Source organism: Nioella nitratireducens (assembly GCF_001879715.1).
In the GTDB taxonomy this organism is placed as follows: domain Bacteria; phylum Pseudomonadota; class Alphaproteobacteria; order Rhodobacterales; family Rhodobacteraceae; genus Nioella; species Nioella nitratireducens.
Genome location: NZ_MNBW01000006.1, coordinates 228,409 through 254,008, shown reverse-complemented (window position 1 = coordinate 254,008; position 25,600 = coordinate 228,409). Strand labels below are relative to the sequence as shown.

The 25,600-nt window shown below is 62.8% G+C and carries 18 protein-coding genes and 1 pseudogene; all 19 read right to left on the bottom strand.

The annotated features are described in order from the left end of the window. Positions 1 to 77: pseudogene (locus BKY27_RS19905) on the bottom strand (GTP-binding protein); the annotation flags it as partial. A gap of 83 nt (positions 78 to 160) precedes the next feature. After that, positions 161 to 2,284, bottom strand: coding sequence for an elongation factor G (gene fusA, locus BKY27_RS08015; RefSeq protein WP_071673927.1), 2,124 nt, complete (start codon positions 2,282 to 2,284; stop codon positions 161 to 163). A 63-nt stretch (positions 2,285 to 2,347) separates the two neighbouring features. After that, positions 2,348 to 2,818, bottom strand: a complete 471-nt coding sequence (gene rpsG / locus BKY27_RS08010) for a 30S ribosomal protein S7 (protein WP_071673926.1) — start codon at positions 2,816 to 2,818, stop codon at positions 2,348 to 2,350. Between the two features lie 12 nt (positions 2,819 to 2,830). Continuing rightward, on the bottom strand, positions 2,831 to 3,202 hold the full coding sequence (gene rpsL / locus BKY27_RS08005; protein WP_071673925.1) for a 30S ribosomal protein S12: 372 nt from the start codon (positions 3,200 to 3,202) through the stop codon (positions 2,831 to 2,833). A gap of 275 nt (positions 3,203 to 3,477) precedes the next feature. Next, positions 3,478 to 4,314: a glycosyltransferase gene (locus tag BKY27_RS08000; RefSeq protein WP_071673924.1), complete on the bottom strand. Its 837-nt coding sequence runs from the start codon at positions 4,312 to 4,314 to the stop codon at positions 3,478 to 3,480. Then, positions 4,307 to 5,191 carry a DMT family transporter gene (locus BKY27_RS07995; protein WP_071673923.1) on the bottom strand — a complete coding sequence of 295 codons (885 nt, stop codon included), beginning with the start codon at positions 5,189 to 5,191 and terminating at the stop codon, positions 4,307 to 4,309. The genes BKY27_RS08000 and BKY27_RS07995 overlap by 8 nt, the downstream gene beginning before the upstream one ends. After that, positions 5,188 to 6,051, bottom strand: a complete 864-nt coding sequence (locus tag BKY27_RS07990; RefSeq protein ID WP_071673922.1) for a glycosyltransferase — start codon at positions 6,049 to 6,051, stop codon at positions 5,188 to 5,190. Before BKY27_RS07990 ends, BKY27_RS07995 begins: the two co-directional genes overlap by 4 nt. A gap of 140 nt (positions 6,052 to 6,191) precedes the next feature. Next, positions 6,192 to 10,418 (bottom strand): DNA-directed RNA polymerase subunit beta', encoded by a 4,227-nt coding sequence (rpoC, locus tag BKY27_RS07985; RefSeq protein WP_071673921.1) that lies wholly within the window; start codon positions 10,416 to 10,418, stop codon positions 6,192 to 6,194. A gap of 55 nt (positions 10,419 to 10,473) precedes the next feature. Then, on the bottom strand, positions 10,474 to 14,607 hold the full coding sequence (gene rpoB, locus BKY27_RS07980; protein ID WP_071673920.1) for a DNA-directed RNA polymerase subunit beta: 4,134 nt from the start codon (positions 14,605 to 14,607) through the stop codon (positions 10,474 to 10,476). Between the two features lie 249 nt (positions 14,608 to 14,856). Beyond that, the gene (rplL, locus tag BKY27_RS07975; RefSeq protein ID WP_071673919.1) at positions 14,857 to 15,237 is read right to left on the bottom strand and encodes a 50S ribosomal protein L7/L12; all 381 of its coding nucleotides are present in this window, start codon (positions 15,235 to 15,237) and stop codon (positions 14,857 to 14,859) included. Positions 15,238 to 15,307: 70 nt separating this feature from the next. Continuing rightward, on the bottom strand, positions 15,308 to 15,826 hold the full coding sequence (gene rplJ / locus BKY27_RS07970) for a 50S ribosomal protein L10 (RefSeq protein WP_071673918.1): 519 nt from the start codon (positions 15,824 to 15,826) through the stop codon (positions 15,308 to 15,310). 267 nt (positions 15,827 to 16,093) lie between these two features. Then, positions 16,094 to 16,792 carry a 50S ribosomal protein L1 gene (gene rplA, locus BKY27_RS07965; RefSeq protein ID WP_071673917.1) on the bottom strand — a complete coding sequence of 233 codons (699 nt, stop codon included), beginning with the start codon at positions 16,790 to 16,792 and terminating at the stop codon, positions 16,094 to 16,096. 3 nt (positions 16,793 to 16,795) lie between these two features. Further along, a complete protein-coding gene (rplK, locus tag BKY27_RS07960) occupies positions 16,796 to 17,248 on the bottom strand; it encodes a 50S ribosomal protein L11 (protein WP_071673916.1) in 453 nt (150 codons plus the stop codon). A gap of 171 nt (positions 17,249 to 17,419) precedes the next feature. Further along, positions 17,420 to 17,953: a transcription termination/antitermination protein NusG gene (gene nusG, locus BKY27_RS07955; protein ID WP_071673915.1), complete on the bottom strand. Its 534-nt coding sequence runs from the start codon at positions 17,951 to 17,953 to the stop codon at positions 17,420 to 17,422. Positions 17,954 to 18,136: 183 nt separating this feature from the next. Further along, a complete protein-coding gene (secE, locus tag BKY27_RS07950) occupies positions 18,137 to 18,340 on the bottom strand; it encodes a preprotein translocase subunit SecE (protein WP_071673914.1) in 204 nt (67 codons plus the stop codon). 258 nt (positions 18,341 to 18,598) lie between these two features. Continuing rightward, positions 18,599 to 19,624 carry an L-threonine 3-dehydrogenase gene (gene tdh / locus BKY27_RS07945; RefSeq protein WP_199559084.1) on the bottom strand — a complete coding sequence of 342 codons (1,026 nt, stop codon included), beginning with the start codon at positions 19,622 to 19,624 and terminating at the stop codon, positions 18,599 to 18,601. Positions 19,625 to 19,637: 13 nt separating this feature from the next. Beyond that, on the bottom strand, positions 19,638 to 20,825 hold the full coding sequence (locus BKY27_RS07940; protein WP_071673912.1) for a glycine C-acetyltransferase: 1,188 nt from the start codon (positions 20,823 to 20,825) through the stop codon (positions 19,638 to 19,640). A 71-nt stretch (positions 20,826 to 20,896) separates the two neighbouring features. Then, on the bottom strand, positions 20,897 to 22,141 hold the full coding sequence (locus BKY27_RS07935; protein ID WP_071673911.1) for a lytic murein transglycosylase: 1,245 nt from the start codon (positions 22,139 to 22,141) through the stop codon (positions 20,897 to 20,899). Positions 22,142 to 22,364: 223 nt separating this feature from the next. Beyond that, a complete protein-coding gene (locus BKY27_RS07930; RefSeq protein WP_071673910.1) occupies positions 22,365 to 25,556 on the bottom strand; it encodes a reductive dehalogenase in 3,192 nt (1,063 codons plus the stop codon). Positions 25,557 to 25,600: the final 44 nt, after the last annotated feature.

Sequence of the window (25,600 nt, the reverse complement as noted above, 5' to 3'; positions counted from 1 at the left end):
GTCTTGCCGTGGTCAACGTGACCGATCGTGCCGATGTTACAGTGCGGCTTGCCGCGCTCAAACTTTTCCTTAGCCATGATGGCCTCCTTGTCTTGTCGGGTGGCGGGGACATCCCCGCCCTACGGGTGGTGGGTAGGGCGGGGTGATCCCCGCCTTCCCGTTATGCGTATTTGGACTGGATCTCGTCCGAGATGTTCTGCGGCACCGGATCGTAGTGATCGAACTGCATCGTGAACTGCGCGCGGCCCGAGGACATCGAACGCAGGGTGTTGATGTAGCCGAACATGTTGGCCAGCGGCACGAAGGCGTTGATCGCAACGGCGTTGCCGCGCGGCTCCTGCCCCGTCACTTGACCACGACGCGAGGTCAGGTCGCCGATGATGCCACCGGTGTATTCCTCGGGTGTGATCACCTCGACCTTCATGATCGGTTCAAGCAGCTTGGCGCCCGCTTTCCGAAGACCTTCGCGCATGCACATACGGGATGCGATTTCGAAGGCGAGGACCGAAGAGTCAACGTCATGGAACTTACCGTCGATCAGGGCAACCTTGAAGTCGATCACCGGGAATCCAGCCAGCGGGCCGGAGTCCATGACCGAGTTGATGCCTTTTTCGACGCCGGGGATGTATTCCTTCGGCACGGCGCCGCCAACGATGCGGGACTCGAACGAATAGCCTTCGCCCGGCTCGGTCGGCGAGATGATCATCTTCACTTCCGCGAACTGACCGGACCCACCCGATTGCTTCTTGTGGGTGTAGGTATGTTCGATCTCGTGACCGATGGTCTCGCGATAGGCCACCTGCGGCGCACCGATATTGGCCTCGACCTTGAATTCCCGCTTCAGGCGATCAACGAGGATGTCGAGGTGCAGTTCGCCCATGCCCTTCATGATGGTCTGACCGGATTCGAGGTCGGTCTCGACGCGGAAGGACGGGTCTTCGGCGGCCAGACGGGCCAGACCCTGGGACATCTTCTCCTGGTCGCCCTTGGTCTTGGGCTCGACAGCGATCTCGATCACCGGATCGGGGAAGGTCATGGTTTCCAGAACCACCGGTTCTTTCGCGTCACACAAGGTGTCGCCCGTGGTCGTGTCTTTCAGACCGGCCAGCGCGATGATGTCGCCGGCAAATGCCTCTTCGATCTCTTCGCGGTTGTTCGAGTGCATCATCATCATACGACCGATGCGCTCTTTCTTGCCCTTGGTCGAGTTCAGGATCGAGTCGCCCTTGTTCAGCACGCCGGAATAGATCCGGGTGAAGGTCAGCGAGCCGACGAACGGGTCGTTCATGATCTTGAAGGCAAGGCCGGCGAACGGCATCGTGTCATCCGCGCGACGCGGGATGTCACGGGTTTCCGTCTCGTCGTCGGGGGAAAAGCCCATGTAGTCGACCACGTCGAGCGGGCTCGGCAGGTAGTCGATCACGGCGTTGAGCAGCGGCTGAACACCCTTGTTCTTGAACGCGGACCCACCGAGAACCGGCACGAATTTCAGCTCAAGCGTGCCCTTGCGGATCAGCTTGCGCAGGGTCGGAATATCGGGCTCGTTGCCTTCAAGATATTCCATCATCGCTTCGTCGTCCATTTCGACGGCGTTCTCGATCAGCTTGGCGCGCCATTCGTCGGCCAGATCCTTGAGGCTGTCGCGGATCGGTTGACGGGTCCAGGACGCGCCCAGGTCTTCACCCTTCCAGGTCCACTCTTCCATGGTCACGAGGTCAACGATGCCTTCCAGCTCGTTCTCGGCACCGATCGGGAACTGGATCGGTGCCGGAATCGCGCCGGTGCGCTCTTCGACCATTTTCACGCAGTTGAAGAAGTCAGCGCCGATCTTGTCCATCTTGTTGACGAACACGATGCGCGGAACCTTGTAGCGGTCTGCCTGGCGCCAGACGGTTTCAGTCTGCGGCTCGACACCCGCATTGGCGTCGAGAACGGCAACCGCACCGTCGAGAACGGCCAGCGAACGTTCGACTTCGATGGTGAAGTCAACGTGGCCGGGCGTGTCGATGATGTTCATCCGGAATTTGGTGTCGGACGTACCTTCGGCGGTCGGGTCTTCCTGCCACTGCCAGAAAGTCGTGGTCGCAGCCGAGGTAATGGTGATGCCGCGTTCCTGCTCCTGCTCCATCCAGTCCATGGTAGCTGCACCGTCGTGCACCTCACCGATGTTGTGGGATTTGCCGGTGTAGAAGAGGATACGCTCGGAACATGTGGTCTTGCCCGCGTCAATGTGGGCCATGATCCCGAAGTTCCGGTATCGGTCGAGCGGATAGTCGCGTGCCATGGGTTCGGTCCTTAGGCGTAGATAATGAAAACCGTCGGGGGATCATCCCCCCGACGAAAGCGCTTACCAGCGGTAGTGCGAGAACGCCTTGTTGGCGTCTGCCATCTTGTGCGTGTCTTCCCGCTTCTTGACGGCGGACCCGCGACCGTTGACGGCATCGGCGAGTTCACCGGCCAGACGCTCTTCCATCGTGTTCTCGTTACGGGCGCGCGAGGCGGCGATCAGCCAGCGGATGGCGAGCGCTTCACGACGCTCGGGGCGCACTTCGACGGGCACCTGGTAGGTGGCACCCCCGACGCGGCGGGAACGAACCTCGACGGCGGGTTTCACGTTGTCCAGGGCCTCGTGGAACACTTCGACGGGCGCGCGCTTGAGGCGGCCTTCGACACGGTCCAGGGCGTTGTAGACGATGGTTTCGGCGACAGATTTCTTGCCGTCGATCATCAGGTTGTTCATGAACTTGGTCAGCACCGTATCGCCAAACTTGGCATCGGGCAGAACTTGGCGCTTTTCGGCAGCGTGGCGACGGGACATCTGTTGATCCTCTTACTTGGGGCGCTTCGCGCCATACTTGGAGCGACGCTGACGACGGTCTTTGACACCTTGGGTGTCGAGCACGCCGCGGAGGATGTGATACCGCACACCGGGAAGGTCTTTTACACGACCGCCACGGATCAGGACAACAGAGTGTTCCTGCAGGTTGTGGCTTTCACCCGGAATGTAGCTGATGACCTCGTACCCATTGGTCAAACGGACCTTTGCCACTTTCCGCATAGCCGAGTTCGGCTTCTTCGGAGTGGTGGTGTAGACGCGGGTGCAAACACCGCGCTTCTGAGGGCAAGACTCCAAGTGCTGGGACTTGGATCGCTTCACTTTGGGCTGCCGCGGTTTGCGGATCAGCTGTTGAATCGTCGGCATTCGGTTCCCCGTTTCGCTCGTTCATGTCATCTGGCACCTTCGCCTTGGCGAAAACACCAATACCGCATGTGCCCCTTCCCTACCTGGAGGACACAGCGGTGGAATTCTCAGAGGATCGGGGCACTCAAACGGCCCGGATCATGACCACGTAAATCTGTATGACCGGCCACGCACACCACGGGCGCACGCAGGCCAAGTGGCGCGGGGTATAGGGGGAATCGGGGGGGGTGTCAACAGCCACACCGGGCATCCCCCAAGCCGGGGTTTGCCCCGGGTCAGATCCGGGTTTGAAGCGCGGTCCAACCGGCCTCGAAGATCTGAGTATCCACCGCGAATCTTTGTTTTACAAGCCCCGGCAGATCGTCTGCCGGTAGATCAATCTTGTGGGTGCCGTTCAGGCTGATCCTGCTGTCATTGGTGGCGTGCGCGCCGCGCAGGAACATCATCTGGTCGGTAAAGGATACAAGCGGCATCCGCTGCCAGACCCGTTGATGCCGGAAGTCCATGACACAGGCCTCATCACCCGGCTTCAGGAACACTGTCAACCCTGCCGCCCAGCAATGGGCGAGCACCGGGTGATAGCGGATATGCGCACCCTCGGCCTCGACGACGATGCCCTTGCCCTGATCCAAGGCCAGCCGCCCCTTGCCGCGCCAGATCTGTCGCACCTGGCCAAAGTTGCGGCGGATGTTCATCACGTAGTTCAGCGCCACCGCGTCATCATCGTCCAGCCGGAACTCTGCCACCGCCTCGGCCTTGGGGTCGCGGGCGGCACGCAGGATCTCTCGGTAGATCTGCCGATGCGGGCCGGTCGGGCGATAGACCGGCACGATCTGCGGCACCGGATCAATCAGGGCGCGCAGGCGGCTGTGCCAAGGGTCGGGAATATCCTCGCCCATCAACAGCAGCAGGGTGAAATCGGGGTGGCTTTGCGCCTTGATCCCCGGCAGCGCGATATGTTCGAACCAGAAAAGCCGCGTTTCCATCCGCTCCAGAGCGTAAAGCGCCGCGCGCCGCTGGTCCATCGTTTCGTGGCGGGTTTGGAACCCCTCCAGTTCTGCAGGGTAGGAAAACCGGCACAGCCCCAGCACCTGAACCGCCGGATCAGGCATGGGCAACCTCTTCTTTTTGCACCCGTTCGCGGTAGAGGGTAAAAATCCCGGTGCTGACCACGATGGCCGCCCCGATCAGCGTTGTGGGCAACGGCCAATCGCCGAAGATGAACCAGCCAAGCACAAGCGCCCAAAGCAGGCCGGTGTAGCGAAACGGCGCGACGAACCCGATCTCGCCCACGCGCATCACCATGATGGAGAACAGGTAGCCCCCCACGATAAACGCCGACGCCCCGGCGACCAGCCCGGCAGAGTGCGGGGTGACCTGCGTCCATCCCTGCCAAAGCATGGCCACGCCCCCGAACAGCCCGACCGAAGCCGCCGTGATCACCGCCAGCGCCATCGAGGGAACGCCATCGGACATGGACCGGGTAAAAAGATCGCGCGCGGTCACCTGCAAAACGGCCAGCAGCGCCAGCAGCGAATAGGCGTTGAACCCTTCGGCCCCCGGTTTCACGATCAACATCACGCCCACAAAACCCACCGAGATTGCCGCGAACCGGCGCCACCCCACCGGCTCGCCCAGAAACAACGCCCCGGCCAGCGTCACCATCAGCGGCAGCGCCGCAAGGATCGCGGTCACGTTGGCCAGCGGCATGTTCTTCAACGCATAAAGAAACGCGCACATCGACCCGATCTCGGCCGCCGTGCGCCCGGCCACTTTCCAGATGTCACCGCGCGGCAGGCGCAGGCTGCGCAGCCCGAAGGCCCACGCCAACAGGCCGATGGCCACCGTGGTCAGCACCCCGCGCAGGAACACGATTTGGAACAGCGGCAGATCCGCTGACACCAGCTTTATGCAGGTGTCGTTGAAGGTGAAGGCCGCCATGCTGCCCATCATCAGAGCCGCGCCCTTGAGATTGGGGGAAAGGGTCATTCTTCTTCGTCGCCATCCGATGCAGGGCCAAACCTGCGCCACATCAGCGGCAGGACGTCGTCCGGGTCAAGCCCGAACCGCTCGGCCAGCAACGCCCTTGCCTTGGGTTTGCCGATTTCCTCGGCCCCTGGCGGGATCGACCGGCCCGAGTCGTTGTGCTGGTGCAGGGTCCGCACGAACATCAGGTCGGTCGGGTCCGACCACAGCCGCACATGGGCCGCCACCCGGCGGTGGTTCCAGCGAAACATGTTAGATTGGTCGTCAGCCTTTGTGACCATGGCACTGGCCAGCCCCAGCGGCCCGATTTCCCGGAAATCGTGGAACGGATGATCCTGGTCGGTCATGTCCCAATAGATGCCCCGGTGAAAGGCGATAACGGCGGGGTTGTCCGCGTCGGCCCACCCCATCTCGATCAGCTTCTCGGCAACCGTCCGCGTCTTTTCGATATAGTCGATGGCCACCGCGTCGTCGTCGTCGATGCGAAACCCGGTGATGAAATCGGCCCCGTCCGGCAGGCCCCGACGATAGGCGCGCTTGGTGGCGTTGAGCGGTCCGTACGGGTCAAGCGCGCAGACCTGAAGAAAGGGATACTGATCAGCCAGCCCTTTCAGCCGCTTGCGATAGCGCATCGGCATCGAGGTGCCGATCAGCACCACCAGCCGGAAATCGGGGTCGGTCTGCGCCGCCAGCGAGGGCAGGCAGAGCTTTTCGAAAAAGGCGAAACGCCGGTTCATGCGGGTCTGATCGTAGAGCATCGTTTCCAGATCCTCCGGCGACAGCCTGGACGCCTCGAACCCGCCCGATCCAAGATAGGAAAACCGGCAGACTCCCACGATCTGGTTGTCAAAACCTGCGCCCATGTCCCTACCCTTCCCGGCCTGTCGGTCTCAGCTCGGCGCAAGCCTATTGGAAAGGCCACGATCTGTTAATCCCTGACCGGCAAAGAAAAACCCCCGCCGGGCGGACCGGCGGGGGCGATTGTCTGGGGCTGCGAGGCCGATCACTCTTCGGTGGTCGGGGTCTCGTCCGCGGTTGCCGGGGCCTCTTCGGCCTGAGGGGCGGCCAGCGCCGCGGCGGCTTCCGCTTCGGCACGGGCTTCCTCGATCACCGCGGTGTCACGCTCTTGCGCAATGCGGCGCACGCGCTGCGTTGCGCCACCGGTGCCGGCGGGGATCAGGCGACCCACGATGACGTTTTCCTTCAGGCCGACCAGCTTGTCGCGCTTGCCCTGAACCGAAGCCTCGGTCAGCACGCGGGTGGTTTCCTGGAACGACGCCGCCGAGATGAAGGACCGGGTCTGGAGCGATGCCTTGGTGATCCCCAGCAGGATCGGTTCGCCCTGTGCCGGACGGCCGCCTTTGGAGATCGCCTTTTCGTTGGCTTCGTCGAACTCGGCCTTGTCCACCGTTTCGCCCTTCAGCAGCGTGGTTTCCCCACTGTCGAGGATTTCCCACTTTTGCAGCATCTGGCGCACGATCACCTCGATGTGCTTGTCGTTGATCTTCACGCCTTGCAGGCGGTAGACGTCCTGCACCTCGTCGATCAGGTAGTCGGCAAGCGCTTCGATCCCCATGATCCGCAGAATATCATGCGGCGCCGGGTTGCCATCCATGATGTAGTCGCCCTTCTGGACGAAATCGCCCTCGGCCACCGGGATGTGCTTGCCCTTGGGCACCATGTATTCGACGGGTTCCTGGGTATCGTCGGCGGGAACGATCGAGATCCGGCGCTTGTTCTTGAAGTCGCGTCCGAATTTCACGTAGCCGTCTTTTTCCGCGATGATCGCGTGATCTTTGGGACGGCGCGCTTCGAAGAGTTCGGCCACACGCGGCAGACCGCCGGTGATGTCCTTGGTCTTCGCCCCTTCCCGCGGGATACGGGCCACAACGTCGCCGGCCTGAATGCCCTGACCGTCTTCGACCGACAGGATTGCATCCACCGACATCGGGTAGGTCACCGGGTTGCCCACATCGTTGCGCACCGGCTCGCCATCTTCGCCCACAACCAGAATCTCGGGCTTGAGTTCGTTGCCTTTCGGCGCCGCCCGCCAGTCGGACACGATTTTCTGGGTCATGCCGGTGGCATCGTCGGTGTCTTCGCGCACGGCAATGCCCGAAATCAGGTCGACGAATTTCACCGTCCCCGCCTTCTCGGCGATGATCGGCAGGGTGTAGGGATCCCACTCGAACAGGCGATCGCCCCGTTCGATCGAAGCGCCCTCCTCGATGTGGATCTTCGACCCGTAGCCCGGCTTGTAGCTGGCCCGCTCGACGCCCTGATCGTCCATGATGGCGATCTGCATGTTGCGGCCCATGACGATCTTGTCGCCAATGGCGTTGGTCAGCAGGTTGGCGTTACGGAACTCGATGGTGCCCGCCTGACCTGCTTCCTGGAAGGATTGCTGACCACCCTGCGCCACGCCGCCGATGTGGAAGGTCCGCATCGTCAGCTGGGTGCCGGGTTCACCGATCGACTGCGCCGCGATGATGCCGACGGCCTCGCCGGTGTTCACACGGGTGCCGCGGGCAAGGTCACGCCCATAGCAGGTGGCGCAGACGCCTTCTTCGGCCTCACAGGTCAGCGGCGACCGGATGCGCATCGACGCCACACCGGCGGTCTCGATGGCATCGGCCTTGCGCTCGTCGATCAGTTCGCCTTCGGCCACGATCACCTCGTCGGTGCCCGGAACGAGCACGTCCTCGCCCGAGGTCCGGCCAAGGATACGCTCTGCCAGCGACGAAACGACTTCGCCGTCGCGCGTCGCAGCCTCTGCGGTGATCGTGTTCGCAGTGCCGCAATCGACCATACGGACGATGCAATCCTGCGCCACGTCCACCAGACGACGGGTCAGGTAGCCCGAGTTCGCCGTCTTCAGTGCGGTGTCCGACAGACCTTTCCGCGCCCCGTGGGTGGAGTTGAAGTACTCCAACACGGTCAGACCCTCTTTGAAGTTCGAGATGATCGGCGTCTCGATGATCTCGCCCGAGGGTTTGGCCATCAGGCCGCGCATCCCGCCGAGCTGCTTCATCTGGGTAACCGAGCCACGCGCCTTGGAGTGGGCCATCATGTAAACCGAGTTCGGCTCCATCTCGGCGCCGTTCTCGTCGTAGCGGGTGGCCGAGATCGTATCCATCATGGCCGTGGTGACCTGATCGTTACACTTCGACCACGCGTCGATGACCTTGTTGTACTTTTCGCCCTGGGTGATCAGGCCGTCCATGTACTGCTGTTCAAAGCCTTTGACCTGCTCGCGCACGTCATCGACGATTTCCCACTTGCTGTCAGGGATCACCATGTCGTCCTTGCCGAACGAGATGCCCGCCTTGAACGCTTCGCGGAAGCCAATACCCATGATCTGGTCACAGAAGATGACCGACTCCTTCTGGCCGCAATAGCGGTAGACGGTGTCGATGACCTGTTGGACTTCGCCCTTCTTGAGCAGGCGGTTGACCAGCTCGAACGGGGCCTTGGCGTTCTTGGGCAGCAACGCGCCCAGTTTCAGGCGGCCCGGCGTGGTCTCGTAGCGCTTGAGAACCTCGTTCCCTTCCTCGTCGATCTGCTTGATCCGCGCGGTGATCTTGGTGTGCAGATGCACTTCGCCGGCATCCAGCGCGTGCTGCACTTCCTCGATGTCGGCAAAGACCATGCCTTCGCCCTTCATTCCCTGCCGCTGGAGCGTAAGGTAGTAGAGGCCAAGGATCATGTCCTGAGACGGAACGATGATCGGTGCGCCGTTGGCCGGCGACAGAACGTTGTTCGTCGACATCATCAGGACGCGCGCTTCCAGCTGTGCCTCAAGGCTCAAGGGCACGTGAACGGCCATCTGGTCACCGTCGAAGTCGGCGTTGAAGGCCGAGCAGACCAGCGGGTGAAGCTGGATCGCCTTGCCTTCGATCAGCGTGGGTTCGAAGGCCTGAATGCCAAGGCGGTGCAGCGTCGGCGCCCGGTTCAGCATCACCGGGTGTTCGCGGATCACCTCGTCGAGGATATCCCACACCTCGGGGCGCTCTTTCTCCACCAGCTTCTTGGCCTGTTTCACGGTCGAGGACAGGCCCTTGGCTTCCAACCGTGAGTAGATGAACGGCTTGAACAGTTCGAGCGCCATCTTCTTGGGCAAGCCGCATTGATGCAGCTTCAGCTCCGGCCCGGTCACGATGACCGAGCGGCCCGAGAAGTCGACGCGTTTGCCCAGAAGGTTCTGGCGGAAGCGGCCCTGCTTGCCTTTCAGCATGTCGGACAGCGATTTCAGCGGGCGCTTGTTCGACCCGGTGATGACCCGCCCGCGGCGGCCGTTGTCAAACAGGGCATCGACCGATTCCTGCAGCATCCGCTTTTCGTTGCGGATGATGATGTCGGGTGCGCGCAATTCGATCAGGCGCTTGAGACGGTTGTTGCGGTTGATCACGCGGCGGTAGAGATCGTTCAGGTCCGACGTCGCGAAACGGCCCCCATCCAGCGGCACCAGCGGGCGCAATTCCGGCGGAATGACCGGGATCACGGTCATGATCATCCATTCCGGGCGGTTGCCGGATTCAAGGAAGTTCTCGACGATCTTCAGGCGCTTGATGATCTTCTTGGGCTTCAGTTCACCGGTGGCTTCCTTGAGGTCTTCGCGCAGTTGTGCGGCTTCGGCCTCAAGGTCGATGTTCTGCAACATCTCGCGGATCGCTTCGGCGCCAATATTGGCCTGGAACGCGTCCATGCCATAGGCGTCCTGGGCATCCATGAACTCTTCCTCGGACATCAGTTGCCCATAGGTCAGGTCGGTCAGACCCGGTTCGATCACCACGTAGTTCTCGAAGTAGAGAATACGCTCCAGATCGCGCAGGGTCATGTCCAGCATCAGGCCGATCCGGCTGGGGAGCGACTTGAGGAACCAGATATGCGCGACGGGCGCGGCCAGTTCGATATGGCCCATGCGTTCACGGCGGACCTTTTGCAGCGTGACTTCCACACCGCATTTCTCGCAGACGACCCCGCGATACTTCATCCGCTTGTATTTGCCGCAAAGGCATTCGTAGTCCTTCACCGGCCCGAAGATACGGGCACAGAACAGGCCGTCACGCTCGGGCTTGAAGGTCCGGTAGTTGATGGTCTCGGGCTTTTTGATCTCGCCATAGGACCACGAGAGAATCCGTTCCGGCGACGCCAGCGAGACCTTGATTTCATCAAAGACCTTCTGCGGGGCCAGCGGGTTGAACGGGTTGTTGGTCAGTTCCTGGTTCATCTTGATACCTCAGATTTCGTGCGGACAGGTGGGGGGAAAGAAGGGGCGAGGCCCCTTATTCCTCACCCTCCGCATCCAGGAGTTCCATGTTGAGGCCGAGGCCACGCACTTCCTTGACGAGAACGTTGAACGATTCCGGCACGCCGGCCTCGAAGTTGTCTTCGCCCTTGACGATCGACTCGTAGACCTTGGTCCGGCCGGCCACGTCGTCCGACTTCACCGTCAGCATTTCCTGCAGGGTGTAGGCGGCGCCGTAGGCTTCCAGCGCCCAGACCTCCATCTCGCCGAAGCGCTGACCGCCGAACTGCGCCTTGCCGCCGAGCGGTTGCTGCGTGACCAGGCTGTAGGGGCCGGTCGAACGGGCGTGGATCTTGTCGTCCACAAGGTGGTGCAGCTTGAGCAGATACTTCATGCCGACGGTGACCTTGCGGGCGAATTTCTCGCCCGAGCGGCCATCGAACAGGTCGGACTGGCCCGAGGTGTCGAACCCCGCCCGACGGAGCGCATCGTTCACGTCCGCTTCCTTGGCGCCGTCAAAGACCGGGGTCGCGATCGGCACGCCACGGGTGACGTTGCCAGCCATCTCGACCAGGCTGCTTTCCTCGGCATCGGCCATGATCTCGTCATAGACGCCGCCATAGGCGATCTTCATGGCGTCCCGAACCGGGGTCATGTCACCGGTGCGGCGATAGTCCTGCAACGCCTCGTCGATCTTCAGACCCAGACCGCGCGCGGCCCACCCCATGTGGGTTTCGAGGATCTGACCGACGTTCATCCGGCTCGGCACGCCGAGCGGGTTCAGAACGAAATCGACCGGGGTGCCATCGGCGAGGAAGGGCATGTCTTCCATCGGCACGACCTTGGAAATCACACCCTTGTTGCCGTGACGGCCAGCCATCTTGTCGCCCGGCTGAAGCTTGCGCTTCACGGCGATGAATACCTTGACCATCTTCATCACGCCCGGCGGCAGGTCGTCGCCACGACGCACTTTCTCAACCTTGTCCTCGAAGCGGTGATCGAGGGCGCGTTTCTGCGTCTCGAACTGCTCGTGCAGGGCTTCGACCTGTGCGGCGTCCTGCTCATCCCCGAGGGCGAGCTGCCACCACTGGCCGCGGCTCAGCGTTTCCAGCAAATCCTCGGAGATTTCCGAGTTCGCCTTGACGCCTTTCGGGCCTTTCACGGCCACCTTGCCGAGGATCATGGACTTCAGGCGCGCGTAGATGTTGCGTTCGAGGATGACCAGCTCGTCGTCCCGGTCACGGGCCAGACGCTCGACTTCCTCGCGCTCGATCTGCAACGCACGTTCGTCTTTCTCGACGCCGTGACGGTTGAAGACGCGCACTTCCACCACGGTGCCGAAGTCACCGGGCTTCACGCGCAGCGAGGTGTCGCGCACGTCGCTGGCCTTTTCACCGAAGATGGCGCGCAGAAGCTTCTCTTCCGGCGTCATCGGGCTTTCGCCCTTCGGGGTGATCTTGCCGACGAGAATGTCGCCCGGCCCCACCTCGGCGCCGATGTAAACGATGCCAGCCTCGTCGAGGTTGCGCAGCGCCTCTTCACCGACGTTCGGGATGTCGCGGGTAATCTCTTCCGGCCCAAGCTTGGTGTCACGGGCGGCGACTTCGAATTCCTCGATATGAACCGAGGTAAACACGTCGTCGCGCGCGATGCGCTCGGAGATCAGGATCGAGTCTTCGTAGTTGTAGCCGTTCCACGGCATGAACGCGACGAGCACGTTCTTGCCAAGCGCCAGTTCGCCCATGTCGGTGGACGGACCGTCGGCAACCACTTCGCCCTTGGTGACGGTATCGCCCACTTTCACCAGAGGTTTCTGGTTGATGCAGGTGTTCTGGTTCGACCGCTGGAACTTGCGCAGGCGGTAGATGTCCACGCCCGCGTCACCAAGTTCCAGATCCTCGGTGGCGCGCACCACGATCCGGGTGGCGTCCACCTGGTCGATCACGCCGCCACGCTTGGCCATGATGGCCGCGCCGGAATCCCGTGCCACCACACGCTCGATGCCGGTCCCCACGAAGGGCGCATCGGCCTGCAAAAGCGGAACCGCCTGACGTTGCATGTTCGAGCCCATGAGGGCGCGGTTTGCGTCGTCGTTTTCAAGGAACGGAATCAGCGATGCTGCAACCGACACCAGCTGTTTCGGCGACACGTCGATAAGGTCCACGTTGTCACGCGGGCTCATGGTGTATTCACCGGATTTGCGGGTGTTGACCAGGTCGTTCACGAACGCGCCGTCTTCGGTCAGCGTTGCGTTGGCCTGTGCCACGGTGTGCCGCATCTCTTCCGTCGCGGACATGTAGTTCACCTCGTCGGTGACCTTGCCGTCTTCAACCTTGCGGTAGGGGGTTTCGATGAAACCGTATTTGTTCACGCGGGCATATGTGGCCAGCGAGTTGATCAGGCCAATGTTCGGCCCTTCCGGCGTTTCAATCGGGCACATCCGGCCATAGTGGGTCGGGTGCACGTCGCGTACCTCGAAGCCGGCACGCTCGCGGGTCAGGCCGCCCGGTCCAAGCGCCGAGAGGCGGCGTTTGTGCGTCACTTCCGACAGCGGGTTGGTCTGGTCCATGAACTGCGACAGCTGCGACGAGCCAAAGAATTCACGCACGGCAGCCGCAGCCGGTTTCGCGTTGATCAGATCTTGCGGCATCACGGTGTCGATCTCGACGGACGACATACGTTCCTTGATGGCACGCTCCATCCGCAGCAGGCCGACGCGATACTGGTTTTCCATCAGCTCGCCCACGGACCGCACACGACGGTTGCCGAGGTGGTCGATGTCGTCCACGTCGCCATGGCCATCCCGCAGTTCCACCAAGGCCTTGATGCAGGAAATGATGTCTTCCTTGCGCAGGGTGCGCTGCGTGTCCGGCGCGTCCAGCGCAAGGCGCATGTTCATCTTGACCCGGCCGACGGCGGACAGGTCATAGCGCTCGGAGTCGAAGAACAACTGGTCAAACAGGGTCGAGGCGGCCTCGACGGTGGGCGGCTCGCCGGGGCGCATCACGCGGTAGATGTCCATCAGCGCGGTTTCGCGGTTCAGGTTCTTGTCCGCCGCCATGGTGTTGCGCATGTAGGGGCCGACATTGATGTTGTCGATGTCGAGCACCGGGATCTCGGTAAAGCCCGCGTCCAGCAGCTCTTTCAGGCTGCCGCCGGTGACTTCGCCTTCCTTGTCTTTCTCAAGGGTCAATTCATCGCCAGCCTCGACATAGATCGCGCCGGTTTCTTCGTTGATGATGTCCTTGGCGACGAAGCGGCCGACGATATGCTCGAACGGCACCAGCAGGTCGGTGACGTTACCTTCCTCGATCAGCTTCTTGACCGCGCGCGGCGTTACTTTCTTGCCTGCTTCGGCGATCACTTCGCCGGTGGCTGCATCGACGAGGTCATAGGTCGGACGGGTGCCACGCACACGCTCGGGGAAGAACTTGGTGGCCCAGCCCTTGTTCTTTTCGAGCTTGAAGGTCACGGTGTTGTAATAGGCATCCATGATGCCTTCCTGATCCAGCCCAAGGGCATAGAGCAGGGTCGTCACCGGCAGTTTGCGGCGACGGTCGATACGGGCAAAGACGATGTCCTTGGCGTCGAATTCGAAGTCCAGCCACGAGCCGCGATAGGGGATGATGCGACAGGCGAAGAGCAGCTTTCCGCTGCTATGGGTCTTGCCCTTGTCATGGTCGAAGAACACGCCGGGCGACCGGTGCATCTGGCTGACGATCACGCGCTCGGTGCCGTTCACGATGAAGGTACCGTTATGGGTCATGAGCGGCATGTCACCCATGAACACGTCCTGTTCCTTGATGTCCTTGACCGACTTGGCGCCGGTGTCTTCGTCCACATCGAACACGATCAGGCGCAGGGTCACCTTCAGCGGCGCGCTGTAGGTCATGTCGCGCTGCATGCATTCCTCGACGTCGTATTTCGGGTTTTCCAGCTCGTACTTGACGAATTCGAGAACCGCGGTCTCGTTGAAATCCTTGATCGGGAAAACCGACTGGAAGACACCCTTGATGCCTTCGCCATCGAGCGGCAATTCCTGATCGCCGGACTGGAGGAACAGCTCATACGAAGATTTCTGCACTTCGATGAGGTTCGGCATCTCCAGCACTTCGCGGATTTTGCCGTAGAATTTGCGGATACGTTTCTGGCCTGCGTAGGTCTGAGCCATGCTCTCAAACACCTTTCTGTTGTCTCATGCGGTCGCACGGGCCGTCGGGGCACCGGCCACACGCCGCACTGAAACCAAACGGGTTCGGATCAATTCATGCCTGCCGTCCCACCGGCGGGCTCCCGATCCATGAACCGCGTCCAAGGGAAGGTCCGGCAAAGGGGCCTTCGCTAAGACGCGCTTGGCTGGACCCGAGAAATCCCCGGATCCAGCCTGTATTCAATCCCCCCGGGCAGGCCCGGGCACGGATTACTTGAGCTCGACTTCGGCGCCAGCTGCTTCCAGCTTGGCTTTGATGTCTTCTGCTTCGGCTTTGTCGACGCCTTCCTTGACGGCTTTGCCGCCGGCTTCGACCAGCTCTTTTGCTTCTTTGAGGCCCAGGCCGGTGATGCCGCGGACTTCTTTGATGACGTTGATCTTCTTGTCGCCAGCGGCTTTGAGGATCACGTCAAACTCGGTTTGCTCTTCGGCGGCTTCGCCACCGGCGTCACCGGCGGGGCCAGCAACCATGACAGCGCCGCCAGCGGCGGGCTCGATGCCATACTCGTCTTTGAGGATGGTTTTCAGTTCCTGGGCTTCCAGGAGGGTCAGGCCAACGATTTGTTCGGCCAGTGCTTTCAGATCAGCCATTTTTCAGGTTCCGTATCTAGGTATGTGTTCCAACGTCGCAAGGTAAGTCCTACGACGGGTCTCGGGTTGCTTACGCGGCTTCCGCCTTCTCTTCGACGGTCGAAAGAATGCCCGCGATGTTCGAAGCAGGTGCGCCAATGGCCCCGGCAATGTTCGAAGCAGGTGCGCCGATGCAGCCGACGATGGAAGCGATAAGCTCCTCGCGCGACGGCATTTTCGACACGGCCTCGACACCGGCCCGGTCCAGGATCGTATCGCCCATGGCACCGCCAAGAATTTCGAACTTGTCGTTCGACTTGGCGTAGTCCTCGGCAACCTTGGCCGCAGCCACAGGATCCTCGGAGAAGGACAACACGGTCATGCCCGTCATCAGGTCAGCAATGCCTTGGCACGGCGTTCCATCAAGGGCGATCTTGGCGAGCCTGTTCTTGGCGACGCGGACGGACCCACCCGCTTCACGCATGCGTGCGCGCAGGTCCTGCATCTCAGCAACCGTGAGGCCCTCGTAGTGGGATACCACAACGACGCCAGAGCTTTCGAAGATCTGGCCGAGTTCCTCGACCACTTTCTCTTTCTGGGCTCTATCCACAGTTTCACTCCAGTTTGGGGGTCACCCCCCGGCTCAGTTACAGACCGGAAACGTTCCGGTCCCTTCGGGTCCAAGTCAGGGTCCCGAGCCATCAGATCGCCCGAGGAAATCCTCGGAAACTCCTAGTCTCGTTTCCCATCTCGGGAAGGAATTATTGGGTCTTAACCCAACCCTCCGTCTCGGACAGGACGGGGCCGACATTGTAGGCCCCGCCATTCGACGCACAAGGCGCCAAATTTCGTAGGGTGGGGTTCACCCCACCGTCGATCAGTTGCCGGTCGCGCTATCGACCGACACAGACACGCCCGGGCCCATGGTCGAGCTCAGCGAGACGCGCTTCATGTAGGCCCCCTTGGCGCCGGCCGGTTTGGCCTTGGACACCGCGTCCACGAAGGCGCGGATGTTCTCGGCCAGCTTGTCGGCGTCGAAGGACACTTTGCCGATGCCCGCATGAACGACACCGGCCTTTTCGGCGCGGAAGGTCACCTGACCGCCCTTGGCGGCTTCAACGGCTTCTTTCACGTCCATGGTCACGGTGCCGACCTTGGGGTTCGGCATCAGGTTCCGGGGGCCGAGCACCTTACCCAGACGGCCGACAACCGGCATCATGTCAGGGGTTGCGATGCAACGATCGAACTCGATGGTGCCGCCCTGGACGGTTTCCATCAGATCCTCTGCGCCGACAATGTCGGCACCGGCGGCCTGGGCTTCTTCGGCCTTGGCGCCACGGGCGAAGACGGCGACGCGCACGGATTTCCCGGTGCCGTTCGGCAGGGTCACTGTGCCGCGAACCATCTGGTCTGCGTGGCGGGGGTCGACGCCGAGGTTCATCGCGATTTCGATCGACTCGTCGAACTTGGCGTTCGCATTGCCCTTGATCAGCGCGACGGCTTCCTCGACGGTGATGTCTTCCTTGCCTGCGAAGGCTTCGCGGGCGGCGCGGGTACGTTTACCGAGCTTTGCCATGACTTACCCTTTCACCTCGATGCCCATCGAGCGGGCAGAACCGACGATGATCTTCATTGCGGCCTCGACGTCGTTCGCGCTGAGGTCTTTCATCTTGGCTTCCGCGATTTCGCGGACCTGCTTGGCGGTCACGGTCCCGATCGTCTCGCGGCCCGGCGCTTCTGCGCCACGGGGGCGATTGCGCTTGCCAACCGACTTCAGGCCAGCAGCTCGTTTCAGGTAGAAAGACGCGGGCGGCGTCTTGATGTCCATGGTGAAGGACTTGTCCTGATAGTAGCTGATGATGGTCGGGCAAGGCGACCCCTGCTCCATCTCCTGCGTCTTGGCGTTGAACGCCTTGCAGAATTCCATGATGTTGATCCCGCGCTGACCGAGGGCGGGGCCCACCGGCGGCGACGGGTTGGCTTGACCTGCAGGAATCTGCAGCTTCATCTTGCCAACGAGTTTCTTGGCCATCTGGCCTCTCCTTTTTTCTCAACACCCAAACCGACGCGTCGGCCGGGCTTCGTTGCCGTGGTCTGGTCTTCCGGGCGCGCCCGGATCGCCTCCCACGTTGTGCGCTCATCAAATCCTGCGGGGCTTGCTTCGCTGCGCGAAGGCGGCCTCGCGGACCGGATGAACCATTCCTCAGGTCTGCTTGGTGACCTGCGTGAATTCCAGTTCGACCGGGGTTTCCCGGCCAAAGATCGACACCGTCACCTTCAGGCGCTGATGCTCTTCATCGACGTCCTCGACCATGCCGTCGAAGTCCTCGAACGGGCCTTCGTTGACCTTGACCTTCTCGCCCACTTCGTAGGTGATGGTCGAGCGCGGCTGCGCCTCACCTTCTTCGACCCGGTTCAGGATCGAATTCACCTCGGCGTCGCGCATCGGCATCGGGCGGCCCTGCGGCCCCAGAAACCCGGTGACGCGCGGAATCGAGTTGATCGCGTGATAGGCGCGATCGGTCAGTTCCATCCGAACCAGAACGTAGCCCGGCATGAACCGGCGCGGCACGGTAACTTTCTTGCCCCGGCGCACCTCGATCACTTCTTCTTCGGGAACCAGAACCTCTTCGATCTCGTCCTGAAGGCCGCCTTCTTCCACGGCAGTTCTGATCTGTTCGGCAATGCGCTTTTCGAAATTCGAAAGCACCGAGACCGAATACCACCGTTTCGCCATACTGCCCGTTCCTCAAGTCCGGGTCCGAAGACCCTAAAATTTCCTTTGTTTTCCCGGGCCTTCGGCCAATTTCAGCCGAACAAAAAACAGCGCGCATCACGAATCGACGCACGCCATTTACGGGAAAGTGAGGCGTCACCTACCCCCCGCCAAGCGGAAAATCAAGGGGGTGACGCGTTTTCGTTACTGTCCGGCGGCGAAAGTCAGAACCCATTCAAGCCCGAGCTTGATCAGGATATCGACCACCGAGAAGAAAGCAGCGCCCAGACCGGCCAAGGCGAACACCATCACCGTGGTCAGCAGAACCTCGCGGCGACCGGGCCAAGAGACCTTGGAAACCTCGGAGCGGGTCTGTTGCAGGAACTGAAGCGGGTTCACGATGGCCATGTCGATGAGATCCGTATGCGTGCGTCTGACCGTGGGTATATACGCAAGGCCCGCCCCGGGTGCAAGGCGGCTCGGGCAGGGCATTTCAGCCCGGCCCCGTTGCACACCGCCCGCCCCCGCTCTGGCGGCGATTTGTCCGGGGTGGGGGTCGACGTCTTCGGCGCCGATCCCCGCGCCCCAGAAGGGGTGCGGCGGGGCTCTGCCCCCGTCACCGGCGGAAACTCCTCCGAGGTGTTTTGAAAAGCAAGAAGAACCGGCTCAGCCCCAGTCCATCACCACCTTGCCCGCCTGCCCCGAGAGCATGGCGGCAAAGCCCTCCGCGTAGGCGTCGATTGCGATTCGGTGCGTGATCAGACCGGTCAGGTCGAGCCCCGATTGCACCAGCGCGATCATCTTGTACCATGTTTCGTACATCTCACGCCCATAGATGCCCTTCACGGTCAGCATCTTGAAGATGATCTCGTTCCAGTCCACGGCGAATTCCGTCGGCGCAATGCCCAGAAGCGCGATCTTGCCGCCATTGTTCATGCGGTGGATCATCTGCCGCATCGCCGCCGCCGCGCCCGACATTTCGAGGCCGACATCGAAGCCTTCGGTCATGCCGACATCGGCCATCACCTCGCGCAACGTCACGGCCGAGGTATCGACCACGTGCTGCACGCCAAGCTGCCGGGCAAGGTCCAGCCGGTAGGGCGCGATATCGGTCAGCACCACCTTTCGCGCCCCCGCCTTCTGCGCCACAAGCGCGCCCATGATGCCGATGGGGCCCGCGCCGGTGACCAGCACATCCTCGCCCACCAGATCAAAGCTGAGCGCGGTGTGCACCGCGTTGCCGAAGGGATCGAAGATCGCCGCGATTTCATCGGGGATATCATCGGGGATCGGCACCACGTTGGATTCCGGGATGCAGAGGTATTCGGCAAAGCTGCCGGGGCGATGAACGCCGACACCCTTGGTGTTGCGGCACAGATGCCCCCGCCCGGCGCGACAATTGCGGCAGGTGCCGCAGGTGATGTGCCCCTCGCCCGAGACCCGCTGACCGATTTTGTATTTCATGGCCGCCGCGCCCATGTCGACGATCTCGCCGCAGAACTCGTGACCCACGACCATGGGCACCGGAACGGTCTTGGCGCTGAACTCGTCCCATTTCCAGATATGCACATCGGTGCCGCAGATCGCCGACTTGCGGACCTTGATCAGCACGTCCTGGGGCCCCGGTTCGGGGACCGGCACATGCTGCATCCACAGGCCGGGTTCAGGGCGGGCTTTGACCAGGGCCTTCATCTCGTTGCGCATGTCAGATCACCCCCATGTCGCGGCCAACGGCGATAAAGGCGTCAATGGCACGGTCCAGTTCCTCGCGGCTGTGGCCCGCGCTCATCTGGGTGCGGATCCGGTCCTGCCCCTTGGGCACCACCGGAAAGCTGAACGGGGCGACATATACGCCCTTCGCATCCAACCGCGCCGCCATGTCCTGCGCCAGCTTCGGGTCGCGCAGCATCACCGGGATGATCGGGTGTTGCCCCGGCAAAAGGTCAAACCCCGCCGCACCCATCCGCTCGCGGAAATGGGCAGCGTTCGCCATCAACTGATCCCGGCGGTCGGTCGAGGCCTCCAGCATGTCCAGCACCTTGAGCGAGGTTGCGGCGATGACCGGCGCGAGCGTGTTGGAAAACAGATAGGGGCGGGACCGCTGGCGCAGCCACTCCACAACCTCTTTGCGACCACTTGTATAGCCGCCCGAGGCCCCGCCAAGCGCCTTGCCGAGCGTGCCGGTCAGGATGTCGACCCGATCCGCAACGCCGCAATGTTCCGGCGTGCCGCGCCCACCTGCGCCCATGAAACCCACGGCGTGGCTGTCATCGACCATGACCATGGCACCATACTTATCGGCCAAATCGCAGATTTCCGGCAGTTTCGCGATATAGCCGTCCATGGAAAAGACGCCGTCGGTGGCGATCATCTTGAATCGCGCGCCCTCGGCGGCCTGCAACTGCGCCTCCAGGTCGGCCATGTCGGAATTGGCGTAGCGCAGGCGCCTGGCCTTGCACAGGCGCACCCCGTCGATGATGGACGCATGATTGAGCGCATCCGAGATAATCGCGTCCTCTGGCCCCAGCAGCGTTTCAAACAGTCCCGCATTGGCGTCGAAGCAAGACGAATAGAGGATCGTATCCTCGTGCCCCAGAAACCGCGAAAGCCGCGCCTCCAGCTCTTTATGCTCCTCCTGCGTGCCGCAGATGAAGCGCACGGACGACATGCCATAGCCGTAGCGGTCCAGCGCGTCATGCCCCGCCGCCACCAGATCGGGGTGATCGGACAGCCCGAGGTAATTGTTGGCGCACATGTTGATCACCTCGCGCCCCGAGGCCAACCCCACAGTGCCCGCCTGTGGCGTTGTGATAACCCGTTCCTGCTTGAAAAGGCCCGCGTCTTGCAGGGCGTCCAGCTCTTGCGTCAGGTGGTCGATAAAGGCGTTGCTCATGGGGCCTCCCCGTGGTGCGGCCCGATGGCCGACTATGTCGTGTGATCCCGTGACTCGGGCGTGCACCATGCTCACCCCGTCTGGCGCAGCCTTGCAAGCAGGTCGTCGGTGGCGACCCCGGTTTCCGGCAATCCTTGCGCCTGCTCATAGGCGCGGATGGCCGTGCGGCTGGCCGGGCCGATCACGCCATCGCTGCCGCCGGTGTCATAGCCTTGCGCGGTCAGTCGGCGCTGCACTTCCATGCGCCCCGCCCGTGTCAGGCCGTTTTCATCCGCCGGAAAGCTGCCCCGGATCGGCGGACCGCCTGCCAGCCGGTCCGACAGGTGGCCGATGCCGATCACGTAGTTTTCCGCAGGGTTATAGCGCCAGATCGCAGTGAAATTGGAAAAGATCATCAGCGCCGGGCCGGCCGCGCCCATGGGCAGCAGAATGGCCGCAGCGCCATGGTCGGGCACGCGGTTTCCATCCATGTCGCGCACGCCTATGCCCATCCACGACGCGACCGAGCGGGTCCGCCGTCGCCCGGCCAGCCCCGCATCGAACCCCTCGGGCACCTGCACCTCGACCGCCCATGGCTGGCCGTGCCGCCAGCCATGCCGCGCAAGGTAATTGGCCGTTGTCGCCAGGGCGTCGGTGGGGTCCGCGTCCCAGACCCCGCGCCGCCCGTCACCGTCGAAATCGACGCCGTAATCTTCCAGCACCTCGGGCATCACCTGGGTATGGCCCATGGCCCCCGCCCAGGACCCGCGCATCCGGGCCACGGTCGCGTCGCCCCGGTCCAGGGCGCGCAGCGCCGCCATCAGCTGGCTGCCGAAAAACCGCCCGCGCCGCCCGTCATAGGTCAGGGTGGCCAGCGCCGCGATCACCGGCGCATCGCCCATCTGGGTGCCGTAAAAGCTCTCCATCCCCCAGACCGCGCACATCACCTCCTTCTCGACCCCGAACCGTGCCTCGATCCGGTCCAGCACCGCCCCGTGCTGGCGCAGTTTGGCGCGGCCCATGGCAATCCGCTCCTCCGAGGCCGCGATGGCAAGGTAATCCTCCATCGTGCGGTTGAACTCGGCTTGGTTGCGGTCGCGCTCGATCACCAGCGGAACATAGCCCACGCCCTGAAAGGCGCGCATTACGGTGGTTTGTGAAATCCCCTCCGAGACGGCCCGCCCCTTGAACCCCTCCAGCCAGCGGTCGAACTCGGCATTTGTCACCGACCGCCAATCATTTCGGGACACGGAACTGGTGCCCCCCGCGACGCAGGCCGACAGCGCCAGCGACGACAAGCCGAGGGAAACTGCGCGGCGAGACAGGGGGATCGGCATGAGAGACCTCTCGTGTCTGAATATCCCCTCAGCCTGCCCGTTCCCGCAGGCCTCGGCAACAGCCGCATCATCCACCCGGCAGAAAGCCGCGCCGCCGCCCGCTTTCTTCTTTGTCCAAATACTCCGGGGGAGTCGCCAAAGGCGACGGGGGCAGCGCCCCACCCGCGGCCCGTTCACGGGCCGCGCCGGTCGACGCGCGTCAGCGCGGCGACACCGCGCCCTCTCAGAGATCCAGCTCGATTACCCCGCCCGGCTCGGCCGCGCGGCTCTGGCAGGTGATCATTGCCCCGGCCCGCTGTGCCTTGGACAGCACGAAATCGCGGTGCTCCACCTCGCCCGAGATCACCCCGCACTTGCAGACCCCGCAGATGCCGTCGTCGCACTTGATGTCCAGCGGAATGCCCGCCGCCTGCAACACCTCTGCGGCTGTCTGATCCTCGGCGACGGGCAATTCGCGCCCATCCCTGAGACGCAGGGTGAAGGGGTGGTTTTCATACGCGGGCTGCTCGGGGACCGAGAAATATTCCAGGTGCCGCGCCTCTTCGGGGAAGCCAACCCGCTCTGCCGCCTCGATCACCGCGTTCATGTAGCGATCCGGTCCGCAGGTATAGACATGCCAGCCGGGCCGGTAGCCCGCCATCAGCGCATCCAGATCGGCGCGCGTGCCCTCATCCGAAAAATGCAGATGCACCCGGTCGGCCCATGGCACCTGCGCAAGTTCCTCCAGATAGCCCGCCGCCGCGCGGGAGGAACAGGAATAGTGCAGCGCGAAATCACGACCCTCGCGGTTCAGCGTATGGGCAAAGGCGATCATCGGCGTGATACCGATGCCACCGCCCATCAGCAGCGTCCGGGTCGCAGCGCTATCCAGCTCGAAATGGTTGATCGGCTTCGAGATGAATATCTTGCGCCCCGGCGCAAAGATCCGGTGCATCAAGGCCGATCCCCCGCGCCCCGCATCCTCTCGCAACACGCCGATCTGGTAGACGGACCGGTCCGCAGGGTCACCCGACATGGAATATTGCCGCAGGAATTCCGGCGCGACAACGATATCCAGATGTGCGCCCGCCGTCCACGCGGGCAGGTCCGCGCCATCGAGCGACCGAAATTCGTATTTGGTAACGCCCGGCGTCATCCTCTCGGCCTTTGTCACCTCCACCCGGATCACCGGCGCGTCGCCGGGAAGCTTGTATTCGTGCAGGTGGCCGGTCTCTCCCTGCGTCAGGCGCAGCTTGTATTCCTGCGCCGTGACCATCGCCTGATAGGCCTCGATCCCCTTTTCGCGGTCCATCGGGAAGGGATAGGGCCACGGGTGCGGGGCCAGCGGGGCGGGGTATACCGCCAGCGTCTGGTCCTCGTATTTCAGATCCAGGTCTTTTTGCAGATCGCGCCGATTGAGTGGGTGCTGCGACGGGCGATAGGCCCCGTCAGGCTCCAGCTCGATATCCCACCACCATTTCTTGACGTCGTTCAGCCCGCCATTACCCACGGCATCATCCAGCTGGGCCAGAAGCGGCGCGGTTCCGGGCATATTCATCGCGGCCCACCGGAAGGGCTTTTCGGCGAAGAGCCCCTCAAGGTTCCACGGGCAGGTCTTCATGCAGCGCCCGCACATCGCGCCGCCCTTGGTCGTGATCCGGTAGGTGGCACATTTCTGGCTGTCGGATTTCCAGATCTCGTAGCCGTTGAACATCAGCTTCGGCCCGGCGGTGATCGCGCCGGACGGGCATTCACGGGCGCATTTGTTGCAGCTCTCGCAAAAGCGTTGCAGCCCGAAATCAATCGGCTTGTCATGGGCCAGCGGCATATCCGTTGTCACCACGCCCGACTTCAGGCGCGGGCCGAGATAGGGGTTGAGGATGACCTCGCCGATGCGACTGACCTCGCCCAGTCCCGACAGCAGCAGAAGCGGCGGTTGCAGAACCTCGCCGTCCATCACCGTATGGGCCTTGGCCTTGTAGCCCAGATTGCGGATCTGCTGCGCGATGACGCCGCCAAGTAGGGAAAACCGCAGATAGGCGCGCATGGATTGGGCGACGGAAATCCAATCGTCGCCCGACGCCCCTTCCATCGTCTCATAGCCTTGGTCGATGATCATGCTGATCGCCTGATCGTGCGGCGGGTCGATGGGATCGCCCACGGCATCGTGCGAATACCATGTCCAGTCGGGGCAGCGCGACAGCCCCACAGCATCGACGCCAAGGAAATAGCTCGCGGCCTTGATATTGGCCGCGTTGCGGGCGGCGTCGGTCGGGCGCGGTCCGTTCTGGTTCGGCTCGCCATCTTGTATAAGAACAAAAGCGCCAAGCGCCCGGCGCTGCGCGTAGGACGGCGCGGATTTGCGGGCGTAGTAGCCGCCCTTGGCCCCGTCTTGCAGGGTCTTGCCCATGTCGCCGAACTGCGCTCGGGCGAACATGTCGGCGCGTTTGGGCACGCGGGCCACACGGGCCTCGTCGATATAGGTCGTTGGACTGTCCACGCGCTTGAGCTTTTCAAACGGGTGCCCGCCGTCCACGAAACGCCGCTTGTCGAACGGGTTGCGATTGAGGGCCGAGCGCTGCACCCCGGTGCCAAGCGCCCATGCCACCCCGCCCGATCCGGGCCGGTCGGCCAGCAGTTTGTCGCAGGCCAACTCCATTCGGCAGGTCACTGCCGCCACACCGAAGCGCCCCCCGATATAGGGGGCAACGAGGTTCCCGCCCTCGACCCGCGCCAACCCTGCGGCAACAGTCAGGCGGTTCAGGTCCACATCCGTGGCCGCGCCCGAATGCGCCTTGGCCGGAAACCCCAGAAGCCGCAGGTAGTTCGCAATCACACTGGCGGTTTCATTGGCCCGCAGGCACGCGCGGGCCTCCAGCGCACCCGCCAGCCAATCGCAGCCGTCTTCGCCTTCATCCGGGTCGCGCGGGTTCTCGTAGAGATAGACGTTGGCATGGGTATGCCCCTCGACCGTGGTCGGCGGCGCGTCGATGCTGTCCTTGAGGTCGGCCATGATCACGTCGATCCCCGAGGCCAGCGTCTTGGTCTGGCGCGTGCGCAGCCCCTCGGCAAGCCGGTCAATGTCCGGGTTGCGGATGGGATCGGCCAACAGGGCGGCCTCGGGCAGGTGGCAAATCCCCACCATCGCGGCATCGTTGAAATACCCGAACGCCTTCAGGTGATTGGCCCGCTCGACCGGATCGGCGGGTATCTCGGACGGCACCGGGTTCACCAGACCATCGCGGATCGCGTCCAGCATCGCCTGATAGTCGCGCATCGCGTTCACGATACTGTCCGGCGCATCGGGGCGGTTAAAGCTGACCGCGCGCATCTGCGGCACCGCCGACAGATCGGCACTGTCCTGCCGCGCCAACCGCTCCAGCGGGAACGGCCCCAGATGCACCGGGCGGTTGCGGTCAGAAAACAGGCGAGTCATAGGCGGCTCCGGGTCTGGTGGGGTAGCCGTCTTGCAATACCCGA